General features: G+C 70.6%; 18 protein-coding genes, 3 tRNA genes and 1 pseudogene. 8 read left to right on the plus strand and 14 right to left on the minus strand.

The annotated features are described in order from the left end of the window. Positions 1-34: 34 nt before the first annotated feature. The 3 genes and pseudogenes from ACZOOI_RS08125 to ACZOOI_RS08135 form a co-directional block, all read right to left on the minus strand. Positions 35-1,177, minus strand: a complete 1,143-nt coding sequence (locus ACZOOI_RS08125) for a D-alanine--D-alanine ligase family protein (RefSeq protein ID WP_391581361.1) — start codon at positions 1,175-1,177, stop codon at positions 35-37. 502 nt (positions 1,178-1,679) lie between these two features. Next, positions 1,680-2,675, minus strand: a complete 996-nt coding sequence (locus ACZOOI_RS08130; RefSeq protein WP_391581360.1) for an NAD(P)H-dependent glycerol-3-phosphate dehydrogenase — start codon at positions 2,673-2,675, stop codon at positions 1,680-1,682. A gap of 233 nt (positions 2,676-2,908) precedes the next feature. Then, positions 2,909-3,652 (minus strand): annotated as a pseudogene (locus ACZOOI_RS08135) (lysophospholipid acyltransferase family protein); the annotation flags it as partial. A gap of 253 nt (positions 3,653-3,905) precedes the next feature. Between ACZOOI_RS08135 and cofC the strand changes: the two are divergent. Together cofC and ACZOOI_RS08145 are read left to right on the plus strand one after the other, a co-directional pair. Further along, positions 3,906-4,625 carry a 2-phospho-L-lactate guanylyltransferase gene (gene cofC / locus ACZOOI_RS08140; RefSeq protein WP_465280096.1) on the plus strand — a complete coding sequence of 240 codons (720 nt, stop codon included), beginning with the start codon at positions 3,906-3,908 and terminating at the stop codon, positions 4,623-4,625. A 47-nt stretch (positions 4,626-4,672) separates the two neighbouring features. Further along, positions 4,673-4,885: a hypothetical protein gene (locus ACZOOI_RS08145; protein ID WP_360310697.1), complete on the plus strand. Its 213-nt coding sequence runs from the start codon at positions 4,673-4,675 to the stop codon at positions 4,883-4,885. Between the two features lie 150 nt (positions 4,886-5,035). Here ACZOOI_RS08145 and ACZOOI_RS08150 read toward each other — a convergent pair whose 3' ends face one another. From ACZOOI_RS08150 to leuC, 4 genes are all read right to left on the minus strand, one after another. After that, the gene (locus ACZOOI_RS08150; protein ID WP_391581358.1) at positions 5,036-5,842 is read right to left on the minus strand and encodes an HU family DNA-binding protein; all 807 of its coding nucleotides are present in this window, start codon (positions 5,840-5,842) and stop codon (positions 5,036-5,038) included. Between the two features lie 116 nt (positions 5,843-5,958). Next, positions 5,959-6,240: an SCO5555 family protein gene (locus ACZOOI_RS08155; protein WP_052173824.1), complete on the minus strand. Its 282-nt coding sequence runs from the start codon at positions 6,238-6,240 to the stop codon at positions 5,959-5,961. A gap of 122 nt (positions 6,241-6,362) precedes the next feature. Further along, positions 6,363-6,959 (minus strand): 3-isopropylmalate dehydratase small subunit, encoded by a 597-nt coding sequence (leuD, locus tag ACZOOI_RS08160; RefSeq protein WP_391581357.1) that lies wholly within the window; start codon positions 6,957-6,959, stop codon positions 6,363-6,365. 3 nt (positions 6,960-6,962) lie between these two features. Continuing rightward, positions 6,963-8,375 (minus strand): 3-isopropylmalate dehydratase large subunit, encoded by a 1,413-nt coding sequence (gene leuC / locus ACZOOI_RS08165; protein ID WP_465280097.1) that lies wholly within the window; start codon positions 8,373-8,375, stop codon positions 6,963-6,965. A 219-nt stretch (positions 8,376-8,594) separates the two neighbouring features. Here leuC and ACZOOI_RS08170 point away from each other — a divergent pair, with 219 nt between their 5' ends. Beyond that, a complete protein-coding gene (locus tag ACZOOI_RS08170; RefSeq protein ID WP_026218813.1) occupies positions 8,595-9,320 on the plus strand; it encodes an IclR family transcriptional regulator in 726 nt (241 codons plus the stop codon). 197 nt (positions 9,321-9,517) lie between these two features. Here the strand turns inward: ACZOOI_RS08170 and ACZOOI_RS08175 are convergent. The 5 genes from ACZOOI_RS08175 to ACZOOI_RS08195 form a co-directional block, all read right to left on the minus strand. Continuing rightward, a tRNA-Glu gene (locus ACZOOI_RS08175) sits at positions 9,518-9,590 on the minus strand. Between the two features lie 50 nt (positions 9,591-9,640). Then, a tRNA-Glu gene (locus tag ACZOOI_RS08180) sits at positions 9,641-9,716 on the minus strand. A gap of 51 nt (positions 9,717-9,767) precedes the next feature. Further along, positions 9,768-9,839 (minus strand) — tRNA-Gln (locus ACZOOI_RS08185). 184 nt (positions 9,840-10,023) lie between these two features. Continuing rightward, a complete protein-coding gene (locus ACZOOI_RS08190) occupies positions 10,024-10,824 on the minus strand; it encodes a fumarylacetoacetate hydrolase family protein (RefSeq protein ID WP_465280098.1) in 801 nt (266 codons plus the stop codon). Positions 10,825-10,910: 86 nt separating this feature from the next. Then, on the minus strand, positions 10,911-11,096 hold the full coding sequence (locus ACZOOI_RS08195; protein ID WP_465280099.1) for a hypothetical protein: 186 nt from the start codon (positions 11,094-11,096) through the stop codon (positions 10,911-10,913). Positions 11,097-11,824: 728 nt separating this feature from the next. Here ACZOOI_RS08195 and ACZOOI_RS08200 point away from each other — a divergent pair. From ACZOOI_RS08200 to ACZOOI_RS08220, 5 genes are all read left to right on the plus strand, one after another. After that, positions 11,825-15,733 (plus strand): sensor histidine kinase, encoded by a 3,909-nt coding sequence (locus ACZOOI_RS08200; RefSeq protein ID WP_465280100.1) that lies wholly within the window; start codon positions 11,825-11,827, stop codon positions 15,731-15,733. Then, a complete protein-coding gene (locus tag ACZOOI_RS08205) occupies positions 15,730-16,158 on the plus strand; it encodes a roadblock/LC7 domain-containing protein (RefSeq protein WP_020553297.1) in 429 nt (142 codons plus the stop codon). Before ACZOOI_RS08200 ends, ACZOOI_RS08205 begins: the two co-directional genes overlap by 4 nt. Next, on the plus strand, positions 16,050-16,529 hold the full coding sequence (locus ACZOOI_RS08210; protein WP_391581351.1) for a DUF742 domain-containing protein: 480 nt from the start codon (positions 16,050-16,052) through the stop codon (positions 16,527-16,529). Before ACZOOI_RS08205 ends, ACZOOI_RS08210 begins: the two co-directional genes overlap by 109 nt. Next, a complete protein-coding gene (locus ACZOOI_RS08215; protein ID WP_161364843.1) occupies positions 16,510-17,100 on the plus strand; it encodes an ATP/GTP-binding protein in 591 nt (196 codons plus the stop codon). Before ACZOOI_RS08210 ends, ACZOOI_RS08215 begins: the two co-directional genes overlap by 20 nt. A gap of 310 nt (positions 17,101-17,410) precedes the next feature. Then, positions 17,411-17,869: a hypothetical protein gene (locus tag ACZOOI_RS08220; RefSeq protein ID WP_465280101.1), complete on the plus strand. Its 459-nt coding sequence runs from the start codon at positions 17,411-17,413 to the stop codon at positions 17,867-17,869. Positions 17,870-17,887: 18 nt separating this feature from the next. Here ACZOOI_RS08220 and cimA read toward each other — a convergent pair whose 3' ends face one another. Both cimA and ACZOOI_RS08230 read right to left on the minus strand, forming a co-directional pair. Beyond that, positions 17,888-19,516 (minus strand): citramalate synthase, encoded by a 1,629-nt coding sequence (cimA, locus tag ACZOOI_RS08225; RefSeq protein WP_465280102.1) that lies wholly within the window; start codon positions 19,514-19,516, stop codon positions 17,888-17,890. Positions 19,517-19,886: 370 nt separating this feature from the next. Further along, positions 19,887-21,017 carry a branched-chain amino acid aminotransferase gene (locus ACZOOI_RS08230; RefSeq protein ID WP_465280103.1) on the minus strand — a complete coding sequence of 377 codons (1,131 nt, stop codon included), beginning with the start codon at positions 21,015-21,017 and terminating at the stop codon, positions 19,887-19,889. Positions 21,018-21,044 lie beyond the last annotated feature (27 nt).

A 21,044-nucleotide genomic window follows, 5' to 3' on the forward strand; every position in this document is an offset into this window, starting at 1 on the left:
CGTTCGCGCCTCCCGGGCACGGCCCGGCGGATACCTAGCGCAGCAGCGTGTTGGGCCGGCGCAGTGCGGCCTGGATCAGCCGGTCGACCAGGTCGGCGTAGTCCACCCCGGTCGCCTGCCACATGCTCGGGAACATCGACACCGGGGTGAAGCCCGGCATGGTGTTGACCTCGTTGATCACGAAGTGGCCGTTCTCCAGCAGGAAGAAGTCCACCCGGGCCAGGCCCTCGCAGGACAGCGCCTCGAAGGCGGTCACCGCGAGCCGCTGCACCTCGGCGGTCTGCTCCTTGGTCAGCGACGCCGGCACGTCCAGCTCGGTGCCGTTGTCCGGCAGGTACTTCGCGGCGAAGTCGTAGAACTCGTGCTCGCCGCCGACCCGTACCTCGGCCGGCAGGCTCGCCCGCGGTCCGTCCTCGAACTCCAGGACGCCGCACTCGATCTCACGACCGATCAGCATGCCTTCGACGATCACCTTGGGGTCGTGCCGGCGGGCTTCCTCGATCGCCGCGTCCAGATCCTCGATCCGGTGCACCTTGGTGATGCCCATGCTGGAGCCGGCCCGGGCCGGCTTGACGAACACCGGGAAGCCGAGCGAGGACACCGCTTCGCGCACGGCGGCCGGGTCGCGCTCCCATTCGCGCGGGCGCACCGTGGCGTACGGGCCCGACGGCAGGCCGAAGCCGGTGAACAGGGCCTTCATGTACTCCTTGTCCATGCTCGCCGCACTGGCGAGCACGCCGGACCCGACGTAGGGGACCTGGGCCAGTTCCAGGAAGCCCTGGAACGTGCCGTCCTCGCCGTAGGGGCCGTGCAGGAGCGGGAAGACCACGTCGATCTCGCCGAGCAGCTTGGGCAGCGCGCCGGGTTCGAGCACGGTGATCTCGCGTGACGTGGGGTCGGCGGCAAGCACGACGGCCGCGGAGGACTCCGCGATGTCGGACACCGCGGGCAGCCGGTCACCGCGGATCGCCAGCCGTTCCGGGTCGTCGCCGACGAGCAACCAGCGCCCGTCGGTGCCGATGCCGATCGGCAGCACGTCGTACTTGGAGCGGTCGATCGCGGCCAGCACGCTCCCTGCGGTGACGCAGGAGATCGCGTGCTCGGAGCTGCGGCCGCCGAAGACGACCGCGACGCGGGGGCGCGAGGTGGAGTGGGGGGTGCCGGAAACGTCGTTCATGGTCGGACGACCCTATCCCCATCGTTGTTCGAACGCGGTATTGCCCGCCGAGCGCGCGGTGTTGCGTCGCAACCGACCGAGAGCGCGGGCCGGACCGGCACGCGGGTCCGGCCGGGCTACGGGTCTCACCGGGGCGGGTCCGACCGGGGGTGCGGGTCGCCCGCGACGCGGGTGCCGCAGGGGCGCGAATCCGGCCGGCGCGCACGAGTCCGGCCGGTCGGCGGCGCCGGGCACCGCGACGCCACCCGGCCGCCCCCTTCGGCGCGTCAGCGCCCACGACTTGATCGTCGACCAGTGATCGACGAGCTTGCGAGGAGAGCGGCCGGAGGCCGCGGCGGCGCAGCCGCCCCGCGCGCAGCGCGCTTTCCCGGAGCGGCCGGAGGCCGCGGCGGCGCAGCCGCCCCGCGCGCAGCGCGCTTTCCCGGAGCGGCCGGAGGCCGCGGCGGCGCAACCGCCCCGCGCGCAGCGCGGCGACAAGAGGGCCGCGCGCAACGCGGCCTTCCTACCGCTCCGGCTTGGCCGAGCGCGAGAGCAGGGCCATGCCCACCGACGGGGGCTTGCCGTCGTGCATGATCGAGACGACGACGTCGGTGATCGGCATCTCCACGCCGTACCGCCGGGCGAGCAGCTGCACGGACTCGCACGACTTGAAGCCCTCGGCGATCTGCCGGCTGTCCCGTACGGCCTCCTCGATCGGCATGCCGCGGCCGATCTTCTCGCCGAACGTGCGGTTGCGCGACAGCGGCGAGGTGCACGTGGCCACCAGGTCGCCGAGGCCGGCCAGACCCGCGAAGGTGTGGGCGTCGGCGCCCATCGCCGCACCCAGCCGGGCGGTCTCGGCCAGCCCTCGGGTGATCAGCGTGGCCTTGGTGTTGTCGCCCATGCCCATGCCGTCGGCCATCCCGACGGCGAGCGCGATCACGTTCTTGACCGCGCCGCCGAGTTCGGCGCCGACCACGTCGGTGTTGGTGTACGGGCGGAAGTAGGACGTGTGGCAGGCCGCCTGGAGCCGCCGGGCGACCTCCTCGTCGACGCACGCCACCACGCTCGCGGCGGGCTGGCGCTGGGCGATCTCGGGGGCCAGGTTGGGCCCGCTGACCACCGCGATCCGGCCCTCGGACACGCCGGTGACCTCGCGGATCACCTCGCTCATCCGGTTCGCGGTGCCCAGTTCGACGCCCTTCATCAGGCTGACCAGGATCGCGTCGTCGGAGAGCAGCGGCGCCCACGCGGTGAGGTTGCCGCGCAGCGTCTGCGACGGCACCGAGAGCACCACGAACTCCGCGCCCTCGGCCGCCTTCGCCGCGTCGGTGGTGGCCTGGATCCCGGTCGGCAGGGCGATTCCGGGCAGGTACTCGGGGTTCTCGTGCCGGGCGTTGATCGCGTCGGCCATCTCCGGGCGCCGACCCCACATCACCACGTCGCAACCCGCCTCGGCGAGCACGATCGAGAAGGCGGTGCCCCAGGAACCCATGCCGAATACCGCGCAGCGCGTCATGCGCGGCCATCCTCGGTGTGCTCGGTCCCGGCGGGCTCGGCCACCGGGTGCTCGGTCTCGGCCTTCGCGGTGCTGTTGCGCGCGGGCGCGGTGTGGACCGGCTCGGCGTGGATCGGCTCGGCGGGGATCCGCTCCGGCGCTGTGACCTGCTCCACCGGGGTCTTCTCGGCCGGGTCCTGCCCGGCCGGGAGCTTCTCCACCGGGACCTTCTCGACCGGGTCCGGCGTGCTCGGCTCCGGTCCGCTCGCCTCGATGTCGGCCTCAGCCCGGCGGCCGGGCACCCGGCGTACGCCGGCATCCGGCGGGGCGGCCTCTTCGCGCAGTTCGGCCAGCAATTCGGTCACCGACTCCATGATCCGGTCGGTCGCCCCGCGCAACACGTCCGCGGTCAGTTCGCGGCCGCGGAACTCGTCCAGGTCCACCGGCGGTCCGGCCAGTACGTGCATCGTCTTGCGCGGCAGCAGGCGCGGCCGCTTCCCGTACGGCGGCAACAACTCGTGCGCGCCCCACTGGGCGACCGGGATCACCGGGGCACCGGTGGTGAGCGCGATCCGGGCCGCGCCGGTCTTGCCCGGCATCGGCCACAGGTCCTTGTCCCGGGTGATGGTGCCCTCCGGGTAGACCGCGACGCACTCGCCCTTCTCCACGGCCGCCACCGCGGCGCGGAACGCCAGCGCGGCATCGGCGGAGTCCCGGTAGACCGGAATCTGGCCGGCGCCGGCCAGCACCCGGCCGACGAAGGGAATTTTGAACAGGCCGGATTTGGCCAGGAAGCGCGGCACCCGGCCGCTGTCGTACTGATAGTGCGCGTAGGTCAGCGGGTCGACATAGGAGATGTGGTTCACCGCCGTGACGAACCCGCCCGACGTCGGGATGTTCTCGGTGCCCCGCCAGTCACGCTTGGTGAACAGCAACAACAGGGGCTTGATCACCACGACCGCCAGGCGGTACCAGAAACCGATCCTTCGGCGGGCCACCGGCGTTCCTCCCGTTCATGTGTTTCGGATCTGTGCGTGTCGGCGCGGAAGTCCCGCTGCGGTGTTCCGCCGCCGTGTCGCTCCTCACACAATCGACGCTCCCCGCGAGAAGCGCGGAGCATCGATTCTGGCGGAACATCGATTCTGTACACGCGGACCCCACAGTTTCCCCTGGGCCTTCCGCATTGTCGAGAAACGTCCTCGTCGACCGACGAGGATATGGGCTTACGGTACGGATGCGAGGATCTTGCCGATGTCCCCCGCCACGGATTCCGCCGGCCGGCGCCGGCCCGCCGGCAACGGTCGCACCGCATCCTCCGGCACACGCGCATGGCGACTCGTGGTGCCGGTGAAGCCGTTGTCGATCGCCAAGAGCCGGCTCGCGGGCACGATCGGCCCCGGCCATCGCCCCGAACTCGCCCTCGCGTTCGCGCTCGACACCGTGCGGGCGGCGCTGACCTGCACGCGCGTACACGGGGTGCTCGTGGTCACCGACGACGTCCGGGTCGCGCGGGAGATCCGGGCGCTCGGTGCGGACGTGGTGGCCGACGTCGGCGGCGGCCTGAACGCCGCGCTCGCACACGGGGCCCGGTCGGCCGGCGCCGAGCGGCCGCGGACCGGGGTGGCCGCGCTGTCCGCCGATCTTCCGGCGCTGCGCGCCGAGGAGTTGGATCGAGTGCTCGCCGCCGCGGCGTTCGCCCGACGGGCCTTCCTGGCGGATGCGGCGGGAGTGGGCACCACGTTGCTCACCGCCGCGGCGGGCGTGCCGTTGGCACCCGGCTTCGAGGGCCGTTCCCGGGCTCGGCACCTGGCCTCGGGGGCGGTCGAACTCACGCCCCACGACGTGGATTCGGTGCGCCGGGACGTGGACACCGGGGAGGATCTGCGGGCCGCGATCGTGCTCGGGGTCGGCGCGGCCACCGCCGCGGTACTCCCGTCCGTGCCGTTTCTGCCGCGTGCCGCCGCTTCCTGACGCCGCGTCGGATCCGCGGTGGTCGCGACAGCGGTCACAATGGGGGCATGCAGGGCACCGTGTACACCTTCGAGACCGACTCGCGAGAGGGCGTCGTGCTGCTCGACGACGGCTCTCCCGTGCCCTTCGACGCGGCGGCGTTCGACGCCGGCGGAATGCGCTTCCTGCGGCCCGGTCAACGCGTACGGATGACCATGGACGCGACGGGTGATCGGGTGGTGCTGGTGACGCTGTACACGTTGCCGGATCCGCTGCGCTGAGCCGCACGTCGACCGGGCCGGCGACCGGCGACCCGCACGCGGCGGTCGGGAAATCGCAGTCGCGATACGGCGACGGGCCGGAACCCACGCGTGTGGGTTCCGGCCCGTCGCCGCCGTCCGGCATGTCGCCGGCTCGGGAAATCCGCTGCGTCAGGCCTTCTTGGCCGCGCGCTTGGTAGCGGGCTTCTTCGCCGCCGGCGCCTTGGCGGCAGCGGCGGGCTTGGCCGCGGCCGGCTTGGCGGTCGCGGTCTTCGGCGCGGCCTTGGTCGCCTTCGCCTTGGTCGCCGGAGCCTTCGCCGCCGCCGGCGTGCTCTTGACGGCCTTGGTGGTGGTGGCCTTGACCGTGCTGGTCGCGGCCTTGGCCGTGACCTTCTTCGCCGCGGCCGGCTTGCTCGCGGCCTTCGTCGCGGGTGCCTTGGTCGCGGGCGCCTTGGTCGCCTTCTTGGCGGCGGGCTTGGCGACCGCCGTCGTCTTGGCCGCGGCCGCGGTCTTGCGCGTCGTGGCAGCCGGGGTCTTGACCGCCGCGGCGCGCGAGGTCGCCGGCTTCGCCGGCGCCTTCTTCGCCGCGGTTGCCTTGCGGGTCGTCGCCTTCGCGGCGGGCGCCGTGGCGTCCGTCGCGACCACGCGCGGAGTCGGGCTGCTCTTGGCGGCCGCGCTCTTCACGTTGGGCTTCGGGAGCTTCTTCGTCCCGCTGGTGTAGTCCTTGAAGCCCTGGCCCGCGCGGAAGCGCGGCACCGAGGTCTTCTTGACGCGCACCCGCTCACCGGTCTGCGGGTTGCGGGCGTATCGAGCCGGGCGGTCCACCTTCTCGAACGAGCCGAAGCCCGTGATGGACACCCGGTCTCCCGCCGTGACCGCACGAACGATGGTGTCGAGGACGGCATCGACTGCCTCTGCGGCGGCCTTGCGGCCACCCAGTCGGTCAGCGACCGCCTCGACGAGCTGCGCCTTGTTCACGTCTTCCCCTTCGGAAACCGATGCCGGGACAGTTCAGCCGGCATTGGGCACGCTAAGCATCCAAAAGTGCCGAAGCAATTACCGAACGGGCGAATCACCCTTGTGTCGCAACGGATTCAGGCTTCGGCGGTGTCCCGCGAACTCGCGGGTCCCGCGTCCAACTCGTCCATGAGCTTGGTCAGTCGCCGCGAGGCGTCCGCCAAATCATGCTTTGCCGCGTCGGTGATGACCAACAAGCGGCGGATTAGCGCCACTTTAGCCTCGTTCGGTAGTCGGAGCCTACGCACCCGGGCGTGGGCGACCTTCAACCGGGTGGCCAGTTCGGCGAAGAGTTCCACTTCTTCGAACTCGTTCACGTGTCGGCCTTGGTGCTCCACACCGCAATTGTGACAGCTCATCCGGCTATGGGCACAACGGGGCGGCCATTGGGGGTGGACACCGAACATGCGAACGGCGGGACGCATCCGCGCCCCGCCGTTCGATCCTGGCAGATTTTCCTGCCCTGTAAGGGAGTTGGTGATCAGCCCACCGGTTGGGTGCGCGGCAGCCAACTCGGCCGGGTCGTCTCGAAGGAGGTGATGTCCTCCTCGTGACGCAGGGTCAGACCGATGTCGTCCAGCCCTTCGAGCAGCCGCCAACGCGTGTAGTCGTCGATCTCGAAATCGGCGACGAGCTCGCCCGCGCGGACCTGACGGTCCACCAGATCCACGGTGATGCGCGCGGTCGGGTCGGCTTCGGTCAGTGCCCACAGGCGTTCGACCGTCTCCTGCGGCAGCACGACGGTCAGCAGACCGCCCTTTTGCGAGTTGCCCCGGAAGATGTCCGCGAAGCGGGCCGAGATGACGGTCTTGAACCCGTAGTTCTGCAGGGCCCACACCGCGTGCTCACGCGAGGACCCGGTGCCGAAGTCGGGACCGGCCACCAGGACGGTGGCGCCCGCGCGCTCCGGCTGGTTCAGCACGAACTCCGGGTTCTTGCGCCAGGCTTCGAACAGTCCGTCCTCGAAGCCGTCGCGCGTGACCTTCTTGAGCCAGTGCGCGGGGATGATCTGGTCGGTGTCCACGTTGCTCTCGCGCAGCGGGACGGCCGTTCCGGTGTGGGTGGTGAAGGCTTCCATCGCTCAGACTCCTGCGGTGCTCAGGTCGGCGGGTGCGGCCAGGTGGCCCAGCACGGCGGTCGCGGCCGCGACCTGCGGCGAGACCAGGTGGGTGCGGCCGCCCTTGCCCTGCCGCCCCTCGAAGTTGCGGTTGGAGGTGGACGCGCTGCGCTCGCCGGGGGCGAGTTGGTCGGGGTTCATGCCCAGGCACATCGAGCAGCCCGCGTAGCGCCATTCGGCACCGAAGTCGGTGAACACCTTGTCCAGGCCCTCGGACACGGCCTGCAGCGAGACCCGCACCGAACCGGGAACGACCAGCATGCGCACGCCGTCGGCGACCTTGCGGCCCTTGATGATGCCGGCCACCTCGCGCAGGTCCTCGATCCGACCGTTGGTGCACGAGCCGACGAAGACCGTGTCCACCGCGATGTCGCGCAGCTTCTGGCCGGCCGTCAGGCCCATGTACGCGATCGCCTTCTCGGCTGCCGCGCGCTCGACCGGGTCCTCGATCGCGACCGGGTCCGGCACGGATTCGCCCAGCGGCGCACCCTGGCCGGGGTTGGTGCCCCACGTGACGAACGGCGACAGTTCGGCCGCGTCGATGACGACCTCCTTGTCGAACACCGCGTCCGCCTCGGTGGCCAGGCCCTTCCAGTACGCCACGGCCGCGTCCCAGTCCGCGCCCTGCGGCGCGTGCGGACGGCCGTTCAGATACTCGAACGTGGTCTCGTCGGGCGCGATCATGCCCGCCCGGGCGCCGGCCTCGATCGACATGTTGCACACGGTCATCCGGCCCTCCATCGAGAGGTTCCGGATCGCCTGGCCGCGATACTCGATGACGTAGCCTTGGCCGCCGCCGGTGCCGATCCGCGCGATCACCGCGAGGATCAGGTCCTTGGCACCCACGCCCTCGGGCAGGTCGCCCTCGACGGTGACCGCCATCGTCTTGAACGGCGCCATCGGCAGCGTCTGGGTGGCCAGCACATGTTCGACCTGGCTGGTGCCGATCCCGAACGCCAGCGCGCCGAAGGCACCGTGGGTGGCGGTGTGGCTGTCACCGCAGACCACCGTCATACCGGGCTGGGTCAGTCCCAGCTGCGGACCGACCACGTGCACGATGCCCTGCTCGACGTCGCCCAGCGAGTGGATCCGGACCCCGAATTCGGCGGCGTTCTTGCGGAGCGTCTCGATCTGGGCGCGCGAAACCGGATCCGCGATGGGTTTGTCGACGTCGAGCGTCGGCGTGTTGTGGTCCTCGGTCGCGATCGTCAGATCGGTCCGGCGAACCCGCCGACCGGCCTGACGCAGACCGTCGAACGCCTGCGGACTGGTCACCTCGTGCAGCAGGTGCAGGTCGATGTAGAGCAGGTCCGGCTCGCCCTCCGCACGACGCACCACATGTGCGTCCCAGACCTTCTCCGCGAGTGTCCGTCCCATCGCTGTCCCTCCGGCCGGCGCCATTGCCGGCGCTGTGTGTCCTCATGTCGCGCGGGTGCGGCTGATTCCGCATCCGCGGTCGACGCCCCTGACGCGTGCCCACGTCCCGACGCTTCCCGGTGGTGTTCCGGTGCTCGGCTCGGCGCGTTGCGCCACTGTGCCGGCACCGGCCTCGGTCGCGGACTTGCGTCTCGTAATCCGAGACGGCAATATCAAGGCATGGACAATTCTAGCGGAGTCGGCGTTCTCGACAAGGCCGCTGTCGTGCTGGCCGCGCTCGAAGCCGGTCCTGCCACGCTGGCGGGACTCGTCGCCATAACCGGTCTTGCCCGGCCCACCGCGCATCGACTCGCGGTGGCCCTGGAACACCACCGTCTGGTCGCGCGCGACATGCAGGGGCGCTTCGTGCTCGGCCCGCGCCTGGCCGAGCTGGCCGCCGCGGCCGGCGAGGACCGCCTGCTGGCCGCCGCGCACCCGGTGCTCGCGCACATGCGCGACATCACCGGCGAGAGCGCGCAGCTGTACCGGCGCCAGGGCGACATGCGCGTGTGCGTCGCCGCGGCCGAGCGGCTCTCCGGTCTGCGCGACACCGTCCCGGTGGGCAGCACGCTGCCGATGAAGGCCGGTTCGGCCGCCCAGTGCCTGCTCGCCTGGGAGGAGCCCGAGCGCCTGCACCGGGGCCTGCAGGGCGCGCGGTTCACCGCGACCACGCTCTCCGGCGTGCGCCGCCGCGGCTGGGCGCAGAGCATCGGCGAGCGCGAACCGGGCGTCGCCTCCGTCTCGGCCGCCGTGCGCGGCCCGAGCAACCGCGTGGTGGCCGCCGTGTCCGTCTCCGGTCCGATCGAGCGGCTGACCCGGCACCCGGGCCGGCTGCACGCGCAGGCCGTGATGGAGGCCGCCGCCAAGCTGTCCGACGCGCTGCGCCGGGCGCAGGTGGAGGTCTGACCGCCCGGTCCCCGGGCGCCGGCCGGCGTCCGGGGAGCCATGCCGCGTACGGCGATTGGCCACCGGCACCCCGGCATCCCACGCAGGCGGCCCGCGCAGGGCGTGCGGGCGGCCGTGACACACAGCCATCGGCACCGGTGTCCGCTCCGGAAACGAAGAAGACCTCCCGCGACTGCGGGAGGTCTTCTTCTTCGAGGTAGCCCCGACGGGATTCGAACCCGCGCTACCGCCTTGAGAGGGCGGCGTGCTAGGCCACTACACAACGGGGCCTCGTACTGCTGGGTGGTGCTCGCTGCCGTGGAAGCCGCGAACGGCTGATCTGGTAGCCCCGACGGGATTCGAACCCGCGCTACCGCCTTGAGAGGGCGACGTGCTAGGCCACTACACAACGGGGCCAGATCATCAATCATGAACTTCTTCCAGCGACATCGCCCGAAGACGATGCAGCTGGGGTACCAGGACTCGAACCTAGACTAACGGAACCAGAAACCGTCGGGCTGCCAATTACCCCATACCCCAATGCTCCGTCCTTCGCGGTACCCGGGGGTTTTTGCGAGGACTTCGCTCCGTGCCGCTCCCTTGCGGGGCGGCACGAGAAGAACTTTACCCGATGAGGCGCGCGTGACCAAAACGGGTTACCGGACCCTCGTTCGAACCGTCACAAGTCCGGCTGTCCCGCCCATGATTGTCCGCGCGCGCCGGATCAGCCGCGCTTGATCACGGTATTGGTCAGGGTGCCGACACCACCGACGGTGACCGAGACGCGGTCGCCCACGTGCAGCGGGCCGACGCCCGCCGGAGTGCCGGTCAACAGCACGTCGCCGGGCAGCAGCGTCATCGCCTGGGTGACGTGCACGATCAACTCGGTGACGGTGCGGATCATCTGCCCCGTGCCGCCCGCCTGGCGCACCTCGCCGTTGACGGTGCACGCCACGGTCAGCCCCTCGCCCTCGTCGACCTGGGCGAGCGTGATGTCGGTCTCCACCCACGGGCCCAGCGGGCAGAAGGTGTCCATGCCCTTGGCCCGACCCCACTGGCCCTCGGTCCGCTGCAGGTCGCGCGCGGTCACGTCGTTGGCGCAGGTGAAGCCGAAGATCACCTCGGCCGCCCGCTCGGCCGGCACGTCCCGGCACATCCGGCCGATCACCACGGCCAGTTCGGCCTCGTGGTGCACGTCGTCGGAGATCTGCGGGTACGCGATGCCGTCGCCGTGCCCGATCACCGACGTGGACGGCTTGAGGAAGGTGATCGGCACGTCGGGGACGGCCGAGCCCATCTCGGCGGCGTGCGCGGCGTAGTTCTTGCCGATCGCGACGACCTTGCTCGGCAACACGGGCGCGAGCAGGCGGACCGAGGACAGCGGGTACTGGGCGCCGGTGGGCTGTAGTTCGCCGAACGGGTGGCCGGCGAGGGCGTGCACCACCAGCGACTCGGGCCGGTCGGTGTCGCCGGTCACCACCCCGAAGGAGACGGAGTCGTCGGTGGAGAACCTGGCGATGCGCAAGATGGGTCACCCTTGCCGAAGAGACACGAACGAGACGAGCCCAAGGCTACGCGGGCGCGATGCGCCTCGGCGGGTGGTGTCGCGGGTCAGGCGTGCGTGTCCACCGGCGGGGTGTCCATCAGGTTGGTGCGCCTGGGGTTCGCGGTCCGCACCTCGGCGATGACCGATTGCCCGACCGCCGTCTCGACCACGCGCTGGTGGGGCAGGACCACGTCCACCCGGGTGCGCCTGGGGTTGGCCGTGCTGGGGCGGTGCGTACTGATGTTGTCCACGGTTCCCGGTCTCGCTCTTTCTCGATCGTGCCGCATTGTTTCGTGCCGCATGCTGAGCGCGGTCACAACTGCATGCAGGGTGCAGCCTTGTTCTTCAAGATTACCCGTGGTTACGTCAGGGGTGGTCACGGGTCACCCCGATGGGCTGGTCACCGACTGCACATCACGGTTTACACCAGGTGTTCGAACCGGGACATCAATATGTGATTTTCACCTCCCCGGAACCTCGACAAACGTGTGGCATTTTGCCCTCTATCGTCCCTTAATACCGGTTGTTAACCCCTCGAAGCGGGTTAATCGCCAAGACCGGTTGCAATGGCTCTATGTCCGGACCCCGCTATCTTGTTGCGGCCCCGTGGCTGTGCTGAAATGCCTGCGACCACGGGGGTGGTTCCCAACAAGCGGAGTTCCTTCACCTCGGCGCGCGAACGCAGCCGAGGTGCCCTGGGAAGAACGCGAATCCAGGGATTTACGCACACGAGCCTCGCCTTACCGGCGGGTCTAACGACTGGTCACAAGAGGTTGCGACGCTAGTGCAGGGACGTCGGAAGAAGCAGCACGACTCCGCAGGGGCCCCGGCCACGGCCGGTCCCTCCACGCCGGAGGTGCGAGCCCCGCAGCAAGCCAGCGGACCCCAGGACGCCAACGAGCCCTCCGACTCCGTCGGGGACTCCATAGCCGGCGCCGGGGCGGCCCGGCCCACCGGGGCGGCACCGTCCCGGTTCAAGTTGCTGTTCTCAATCGGGAACTGGCGCATCCGTACCCGGATCACCGCGCTGCTCCTGCTCCCGGTCGTGGTCGCCGCGTTGCTCGGTGGCCTGCGCATCCAGTCGTCGATCGACAAGACGCAAGAGATGGACACGGTGCAAAAGGCCGCGGCCATCATCGACCAGGCGTCGACGCTGGCCACGTGGCTGGAGCAGGAACGCGACCTGCTCGCGCAGGCGAGTGTGGCTCCCTCGTCGGATCTGACGGCCGAGGTCAACAAGGCCAAGAAGACCACCGACGACCAGGTCACCGTCTACAACGCGACCGTCGCGAAGATGAACACCGACTCGATGCCGGTGCTCGGTGCCACGCTCAAGGACATCGGCCACTCGCTGACGGAGCTCAACCGCACCCGTCAGGACGCCTTCCGCACCAGCACCCGCAGCACGGTCGACGCCTACAACAAGATGATTCTGCAGCTGCTGCAGATCAACCAGGAGGCGCCCGAGGTCACCCGCGACCCCGACCTGATCCAGGGCGCCCGCGCCCTGGGTTCGTTCGGTGAGTCGAAGGCGTACGCGTCCTCGCAGCGCGCCGCGGTGATCGCGTACGGCCTCAAGCCGAACGAGATCCCGCTGGAGGCGAGCGAGACCCTCGCCCGCCTGAACGAGTCCGAGCAGAACGCGATTCGCGGATTCACCAGCGTCGCGCCCGCCGACTGGAACACGGTCTACAAGGCCGGCGTCAGTCGGGACAAGATCACCGCGGTCGAGGAGCGGTTCCAGCTCTTCAAGAGCATGGTCACCACCGCGCTGGCCTCCAACAACAAGCCGAACGGCGCGGCCCGGCTGGAGAACGCGAACGACTTCACCACGCAGGAGTGGTGGACGCTGTCCACCGACAAGATCAGCGCGCTCGGCCAGGTCGAGGCCCAACTCGGCCTCAAGCTGACCGCCACCGCGAAGGAGCTGCGGGACGAGGCTCGTACCGACGCGTTGATCAACACGATCCTCGTCGTCGGCGCGCTGTTGATCACCATCCTGCTCGGTGTGATCGTGGCGCGGTCGCTGGTGCGTTCGCTGAACACGCTGCGGCGCTCCGCGCTGGAGGTCGCCGAGGAGCGACTGCCCGAGACGGTGCGCCGGCTCTCCGAGTCCGATCCCGGCGACGTGGATCTGGCGATCGAGCCGATCGGCGTGTTGTCCCGGGACGAGATCGGCCAGGTGGCCCGCGCGTTCGACGCGGTGCACGCCGAGGCCGTGCGACTCGCCGCCGAGCAGGCCCTGCTGCGAGGCAACGTCAACGCGATGTTCGTCAACCTCTCGCGGCGCAGCCAGAGCCTGATCCAGCGTCAGCTCGCGCTCATCTCCGACCTGGAGAACCGCGAGGCGGACCCGGACCAGCTGGCCAACCTGTTCAAGCTCGACCACCTCGCGACGCGTATGCGCCGCAACGGTGAGAACCTCCTGGTGCTCGCGGGTGAGGAGCCCGGCCGCCGCTGGACCCGACCGGTTCCGCTGGTCGACGTGCTGCGCGCCGCGGCCTCCGAGGTGGAGCAGTACGAGCGGGTCGAGTTGGGCGCACTGCCCACCACCGACATCGCCGGCCGCGCGGTCAACGACCTCGTGCACCTGCTCGCCGAGTTGCTGGAGAACTCGACCACGTTCTCCAGCCCGCACACCAAGGTGCGCGTCACCGGCCACATCCTGCCGGACGGTCGCGCGCTGATCGAGATCCACGACAACGGCATCGGGCTCACCGGCGACGACCTCGCCGACGCCAACCAGCGGCTGGCTCGCCCGCCGGTGGTGGACGTGTCCATCTCGCGCCGCATGGGTCTGTTCGTGGTCGGCCGCCTGGCCACCCGGCACGGCATCCGCGTCCAGCTCCGGCCGGGCGAGGGTGGCGGTACCACCGCGCTGGTCATGCTCCCGATCGAACTCATCCAGGGCGACCGCCCCGGTGGCGGCGACGGGTGGAGCAAGGGCGGCGACAAGACCGCGGCGGCCGTCTCCGGCTGGACCGAGGAACTGCCCGCGGCCGCACCTGCCGCCCAGGCCCTGCCCGGGCCCCGGGTGGGCAGCCGGGCCGAGGAGCGCAACCGGCGACGCGAACTGCCGCAGCGGAGCACCGAGGCACCGGCCCAGCCGGTCAACCAGGCCCCGCAGCCGACTCGGATCCCGACCAACCGGCCCGCACAGCCGCCGGTTCAGCAGGAGCCGTCGTACGGCAGCACGCAGTCCTTCGCGGCCCCGTCCTTCCAGGACGGCTCGGTCGGGACGGACACGCCCTACCCGGGCACGGTGAACCCGTTCGCGAGCGAGCCGGGCGTCACCAGCACGGGTGCGCACCGCGCGCCGAGTTCGCCGCCGCCGGCCACGCCGGGTCGGGACGACAACCCGTTCGCGCCGGTGCTGCCGCAGCCGCCGCAGCACCAGCCGCACGCGGACGACCCGCGTACCGGGGCCTTCCCGGCCGCACCCTCGGCGCCGATGTTCGGCACCGGCAACGACGACGTCCGCGAGGCCGAGTCGCTGCAGCCGCAGTACGGGCAGGACACCGGTTCGTTCCCGACCGCGCCGCAGCCCGTGGACGGATCCGGACGCGGGGGTGACACCTCGCAGTTCGCGTCACCGTTCGGTTCGCCGTACGCGGACGAGCCGCGGCCGGGGGCCGAGATCGACCGGGGCGGCTACGAGCAGCCCGCGCAGCCGTTCGGCCGCCCGGGTGCGGAGCTCGCGCCCCGGCAGGACGAGCGCGCGCCCGCTCCGTGGGGCACCGAATACGACGAACTCACGCCGGTGGCACCGCTGCCGGTCGAGCCCGTCGCGCCGCCGGCCGAGGTGCCGACCGGCTACGACACGCCGCGCCGCGAGGAACTGACCCGTCGGGAGGACCTGCCGCAACGCGGTCGCGCTCCTCGCGACGGCGAGCAGCCCCCCACCGGGGACTCGCTGCCGGTGCTGCGCGGTCTCGCCCCGCAGGCTCGCCCCGAGCCCGCGCGGCAGGAGCAGGACGAGCACACCCGGGCCGAGCAGGTACGCGGCCCGCAGGGCGATGTGCGACCGGCGGCCTCGCCGTTCGCACCGGTGGGATCCGGCCGCTCGGAGGGCTCGCCCTTCGCGCCGGTCGGTACGCCGGAAAACGCCGAACACCTGCCCGCTCCGTCCGAGTTGGACATGAGCGCGCCGCCGAGCACCGGCGACGACGGTAGGCTGCCGATCTTCGACACGCTCGAATCCGACTGGTTCCACCGCCAGGGCAACCGTGGCGGCCGGATGCGAGCAGCGCAGGTCCGTTCCACGCCGCGAGGCGGGGAGCAGGCCGCGCCGGAGCGCGAGCAGGAGGCAGCCGAGGCGAGTCCGCTCGGCAACCTCGACCGTCGGGTGCCGATGGCGACCAACCCGCCGCAGGCACCGGCACCGGTCGAGCAGGCCCCGGCGTTCGGTGGTGGGCGTCAGCAGCCCGTCACCGACATGTTCGGGACGCCGACGGAACCGGACGAGATTGTCGAGCAGTCCCCCGCGGTCGCACCCGCCGTCGGCCCTCAGGGTCAGCAGTCCGGCTGGTACTCGGCCGGTGACGACGGTTGGCGCGCGGCGGAGGCCGCTCGCGAGCCGTCCTCGGGTGGCACCACCGGAGCGGGCCTGCCTCGCCGTGTGCCCCGCGCCAACCTGGTGCCGGGCGGCGTCGAGCAGTCCGGCGGGGCTCAGGCCCCGGGCCACCCGGGTGCGGGTCCTGCCGCACCCGGCACCCGTCAGGAGCAGTCGGGCCGGCCCACGCCGGGCGCTCCGGGCCTGTCCCGGTCGCCCGACGAGGTTCGCGGGCGACTGACCAACTTCCGCCGGGGCATCCAGCAGGGTCGCACCGCCGGGTCCGGGGGATCCGCCCCTCGGCCTCGTGACGAGAACAACCAGGAGCAGGCATGACTGAGAAGTCGTTGAGCCAGGCCGCGCAGAACCTGAACTGGCTGATCACGAACTTCGTGGACAACACCCCCGGGGTGTCGCACACGGTCGTGGTCTCCGCGGACGGCCTGCTGCTCGCCCTGTCCGAGGGCTTCCCTCGCGACCGGGCGGATCAGCTCGCCGCCGTCGCATCGGGTTTGACCAGCCTGACCCAGGGTGCGTCCCGTATCTTCGAGGGCGGGCACGTGACCCAGACGGTCGTGGAAATGGAACGGGGTTTCCTCTTTATCATGTCGATTTCGGACGGCTCCTCGCTGGCCGTGCTGGCATCGCCGGAGTGCGACATCGGCCTGATCGGCTACGAGATGGCCCTGCTCGTCGACCGCGCGGGCGCCGTGCTCACGCCGGCCTTGCGCGCCGAACTCCAAGGTGCACTGCCGCGATGACACCTCCGGATATGTCCGATCACGGGGACCAGGAGTTTCACGAGACCCTGGTCCGCCCGTACGCCATGACCGGTGGTCGCACCCGGCCTCGCTATCAGCTCGCGCTGGAGGCCCTGGTCACCACGACACCTCAGGTGGCCAACCCACCCGGCCTGTTGCCCGAGCACCAGCGCATCTGTGCGCTGTGTCGGGAGGTCAAGTCGGTAGCCGAGATCTCGGCTCTGCTCACCATCCCGCTCGGCGTCGCCCGCGTACTCGTCGCGGACCTCGCCGAAGCCGGGCTGGTGGTCATCCACCAGCCCGGGAACGACCAGGGGCAGCCGGACGTCACGCTGCTCGAAAGGGTGCTCAGTGGACTTCGCAAGCTCTAGCCCGGGCCCGGCTCCCGCCAGGTCCTCCACCACGTCGGCGAAAATCGTCGTCGCCGGCGGATTCGGCGTGGGCAAGACCACGCTCGTCGGTGCCGTCTCGGAGATCGCTCCGCTGCGTACCGAAGCGGTCATGACGTCCGCCAGCGCCGGAGTCGACGACCTGTCGGCGACGCCGGACAAGCAGACGACGACGGTCGCGATGGACTTCGGTCGCATCACGCTGGACGAGGATCTGATCCTGTACCTCTTCGGTACGCCGGGTCAGCACCGATTCTGGTTCATGTGGGACGACCTGGTCCGCGGCGCGATCGGCGCCGTGGTCCTGGTGGACACGCGCCGACTCGCCGATTGCTTCCCCGCGATCGACTACTTCGAGAACAGCGGGTTGCCGTTCATCGTCGCGTTGAACTGCTTCGACGGATTGCAGACCCACCACGCGGAGGATGTCCGCGAGGCATTGCAAATAGGGCCCGACACCCCGATCGTGAGTTGTGACGCACGGCGTCGCGAATCGGCCAAGTCGACCCTGATCACGCTGGTGGAGCACGCACTGATGGCCCGCCTGCGCTGACCGTCGGGCTCGCTCGCGCCGGCCTTCGGTAACTGCTCGAACCTGTTTTTTTCGTATTGCGCACCACAACACCTCAGGCGAATCCCATTGCGGGGTTCGCCTGAGGTGTTGTGGTCGCGAGGTCCGAGTGGTGGGATTCCCAAGGGCGTTCGAGAAATTCGACAAATGTGTGACAGGACTCGGCGACATGCCCGGCCGAGTGCCCGCCTCGACCCGCACATTGCTAAGGTCCTCCCATAGTCATCTGTTGCCCAATTGATATCAGAACGTTTTGAGGCGCAGGCCCAACAACGAACCGAGGTGGGGTTCGGTGGACGACAACAGCAGGCGCGCGGCGCAAGCGGCTCGCCTTCCGATGGTCGACGGCACGACCGAGTCGGGGCTGCCGCGCAGGCCCCCGCAGGCGAATCTGCTGCCGGGCGCGGCGGCCGAGGAGTTCGGCCTCGACCGGGAACTACCCGTGTCGCGGGAACCGGAAGAGGTCCGAGGGCGGCTCGAACGTTTCGCCGTCGGACGCGAGTTGGCACGTCTCGAAGAGAGCGAACCGCTGCTGCCGCCCAACCCGATGACCGCGGCCAGCCCGCTGGCCTCCGCACCCGTCCGTCCGCCCGCTCCGGCGCCCGCACCGGCGCCGCTGCAACCGCGGGCCGCGGCGCCCGTGCAACCCGCGCTGCCGTCGCCGCCGCCGGGGTCCCTGTCACCGCTGCCGGCGGGCTGGGACGAACCGTGGGGCGACGGGTGGCGGTCGTTCCGCCCCGGCCGCCCCTGACGGTTCATCACCTTCGGTCTACGCGCGGTCCGAACCCTCGGTGTCCTGGGCGCCGGGGGTCAGGCCCGCCTTGAGCAGGCCGTAGGTGTACGCGTCCTCCAGGGCCTGCCACGACGCCGCGATCACGTTCTCCGCGACCCCGACGGTGCTCCACTCCTGCTTGCCGTCGGTGGTCTCCACCAGCACGCGCGTGATCGCGTCGGTCCCGTGTCGGCCCTCCAACAGCCGCACCTTGTAGTCCATCAGCTCGAACGCCGCGAGCTGCGGGTAGATCCGCTCCAGGGCCAGCCGCAGCGCGCGGTCGAGCGCGTTGACCGGGCCGTTGCCCTCGCCGGTCGCGACGATCCGCTCCCCCTTGGCGTGCAGCTTCACGGTGGCCTCGTTCACCGGCACGCCGTCGCCGCGCTGTTCGCTGATCGCACGCCACGACTCCAGCGTGAAGAACCGCGCGCGGCCCAGGCTCTCGTCGCGCAGCAGCAGTTCGAAGGACGCGTCCGCGGCCTCGTACGTGTAGCCGGCCGCCTCGCGCTCCTTGACCTGGTTGACCACCCGGCCGACCAGGTCCTTGTCGTTCGAGAGGTCGTAGCCCAGTTCCTTGCCCTTGAGCTCGATCGAGGCGCGCCCGGCCATGTCCGAGATCAGCATCCGCATGTCGTTGCCGACCAGCGCGGGGTCGATGTGCTGGTACAGGTCGGGGTCGACCTTGATCGCGGACGCGTGCAGCCCGGCCTTGTGCGCGAACGCGGACACGCCCACGTAGGGCAGGTGGGTGGAGGGGGCGAGGTTGACCACCTCGGCGATCGCGTGCGAGATCCGGGTCATCTCGCGCAGCTTGCCCTCGGGCAGCACCCGCATGCCCTGCTTGAGTTCGAGGTTGCCCACCACCTGGAACAGGTTGGCGTTGCCCACCCGTTCGCCGTAGCCGTTGGCGGTGCACTGGACGTGTGTGGCGCCGCCCTCGACGGCCGCGATGGTGTTGGCCACCGCGCAGCCGGTGTCGTCCTGTGCGTGGATGCCCAGGCGGGCTCCGGTGCTCGCATGCACGGCGGTGACGATCTCGCGGACCCCGCTGGGCAACATCCCGCCGTTGGTGTCGCACAGCACGACCACCTCGGCGCCCGCGTCGTGCGCGGCGGCGACCACGCTCAGCGCGTACTGCGGGTTGGCCCGGTAGCCGTCGAAGAAGTGCTCGCAGTCGACGAACACCCGTCGGCCCTGCGCCCGCAGGTGGGCGACGGTGTCCCGGACCATCTCCAGGTTCTCGTCCAGCGTGGTGCGCAGCGCCAGCGAGACGTGCTTGTCGTGCGACTTGGCCACCAGGCACACGACCGGCGCCTCGGCGTCGAGCAGCGCCTGCACCTGGGGATCCGCGGCGGCCGTGGTACCCGCCTTGCGGGTCGAGCCGAACGCGACCAGGACCGCGTGGGCGAGCTGCAGCTCCTCCTTGGCGCGGCGGAAGAACTCGGTGTCGCGCGGTACGGCACCGGGCCAGCCGCCCTCGATGAAGCCCACGCCGAAGTCGTCCAGGTGGCGGGCCACGGTGAGCTTGTCGGACACCGTCAGGTTGATGCCCTCGCGCTGCGAACCGTCCCGGAGGGTGGTGTCGAAGACGTGGAAGGCGCTCGGATCGGTCGTCGTGGGGTGCATTGGCCTCGGTTCTCCCGTCGATCAACAAATGGCGGGCCCACACTCGCTGCCGCAGGGGTGGCGCGGCCAAACAAAAAGACCCCTCGCGGTCGCGAGAGGTCTGCGTGCGGGCGTTGGGCGATAAGCACCCCTTGTGGGGGGATCAACCCGTTGCCGGCACGCTGCGGCTAATAATGAGCCACTGCTGCATGTTGCCGAGTCTGGCACATCCGCTCGGCGCGTGGCCGTGCGGTCTCACAATGTGGTCGGGCAGGTTTTGGTGTGCACCACCCGCCCACCCGTCACGACGGGTGGGCGGGCTGCGGTGTACCCCCCGGAGTCGGACCCCCGGGACGGCCGCCACCGCGCGCGGCGTGGGCCACCCGGCGGACTATTCGATCGTGTGCGTCCAGCCGTGGGGGTCTTCCGCTCGGCCGGTTTGGATGTCGACCAGGGCCTTGCGCAGTTCCATCGTGATCGGGCCCGCCTCGCCGGAGCCGACGGTCCAGTTCGCGGTGCTGGACTTGACCGAGCCGACGGGGGTGATCACCGCGGCGGTGCCGCACGCGAAGACCTCGGTGAGGGTGCCGTTCGCGTTGCCCTCGCGCCAGTCGTCGACCGAGATCAGCGCCTCCTCGGTGGCGTAACCACGATCCGCGGCGAGTTGGAGCAGCGAGTCGCGGGTGATGCCGGGCAGCAGCGAGCCGGTCAGGCGCGGTGTGACGATCCGCGCGTCCTTGCCCTCCCCGTACACGAAGTACAGGTTCATGCCGCCCATCTCCTCGATCCAGCGACGCTCGATCGCGTCCAGCCAGACCACCTGGTCGCAGCCCTGCTCGATGGCCTGGGCCTGGGCGACCAGCGATGCGGCGTAGTTGCCGGCGCACTTGGCCTCGCCGGTGCCGCCGGGCACCGCGCGCACGTACTCCTGGGACAACCACACCGAGACCGGCCGCACGCCGCCCGCGAAGTAGGGACCGGCCGGCGACGCGATGACCAGGAAGAGGAACTCGTTCGCGGGACGCACGCCGAGACCGACCTCGGTGGCGAACATGAAGGGCCGGATGTACAGGCTCTCCTCGGGCGCGCTGGGCACCCACGCGGCGTCCTGGCGGATCAGCGCGTCCACCGCGGCCACGAACAGGTCCTGCGGCAGCTCGGGCATGGCGAGCCGGCGAGCGGAGTTCTGGAAGCGCGCCGCGTTCGCGTAGGGCCGGAAGGTGGCCACGCTGCCGTCGGGGCGGCGGTATGCCTTGAGGCCCTCGAAGATCGACTGCGCGTAGTGCAGCGTCATGTTCGCGGGGTCGATGTCGAGGGACGCGTAGGGCGTGAGTTGCGCGTCGTACCAGCCACGTCCCGCACTCCACTTGATGCCGACCATGTGCTCGGTGAACACGCGGCCGAAGCCCGGGTTCTCCAGGCGCGTGGCGCGCTCGGCATCGCTCAGCGGGTGTGCGGAGGGCTTGAGGTCGATCGTCAGGGAAGCCTGGAGGGCGGGCTCCTGCGGGGCGGCAGTCGTCATGGCTGGTTCTCGTCCTTCACCGTGGAG

This window comes from Embleya sp. L77 (genome assembly GCF_055557415.1).

Excerpts from the sequence above, each read along its gene's own strand:
- ACZOOI_RS08125 (WP_391581361.1), bottom strand. The coding sequence starts at position 1,177 with ATGAACGACGTTTCCGGCACCCCCCACTCCACCTCGCGCCCCCGCGTC.
- ACZOOI_RS08130 (WP_391581360.1), bottom strand. The coding sequence starts at position 2,675 with ATGACGCGCTGCGCGGTATTCGGCATGGGTTCCTGGGGCACCGCCTTC.
- cofC (WP_465280096.1), top strand. The coding sequence starts at position 3,906 with ATGTCCCCCGCCACGGATTCCGCCGGCCGGCGCCGGCCCGCCGGCAAC.
- ACZOOI_RS08145 (WP_360310697.1), top strand. The coding sequence starts at position 4,673 with ATGCAGGGCACCGTGTACACCTTCGAGACCGACTCGCGAGAGGGCGTC.
- ACZOOI_RS08155 (WP_052173824.1), bottom strand. The coding sequence starts at position 6,240 with ATGAGCTGTCACAATTGCGGTGTGGAGCACCAAGGCCGACACGTGAAC.
- leuD (WP_391581357.1), bottom strand. The coding sequence starts at position 6,959 with ATGGAAGCCTTCACCACCCACACCGGAACGGCCGTCCCGCTGCGCGAG.
- leuC (WP_465280097.1), bottom strand. The coding sequence starts at position 8,375 with ATGGGACGGACACTCGCGGAGAAGGTCTGGGACGCACATGTGGTGCGT.
- ACZOOI_RS08170 (WP_026218813.1), top strand. The coding sequence starts at position 8,595 with ATGGACAATTCTAGCGGAGTCGGCGTTCTCGACAAGGCCGCTGTCGTG.
- ACZOOI_RS08205 (WP_020553297.1), top strand. The coding sequence starts at position 15,730 with ATGACTGAGAAGTCGTTGAGCCAGGCCGCGCAGAACCTGAACTGGCTG.
- cimA (WP_465280102.1), bottom strand. The coding sequence starts at position 19,516 with ATGCACCCCACGACGACCGATCCGAGCGCCTTCCACGTCTTCGACACC.
- ACZOOI_RS08230 (WP_465280103.1), bottom strand. The coding sequence starts at position 21,017 with ATGACGACTGCCGCCCCGCAGGAGCCCGCCCTCCAGGCTTCCCTGACG.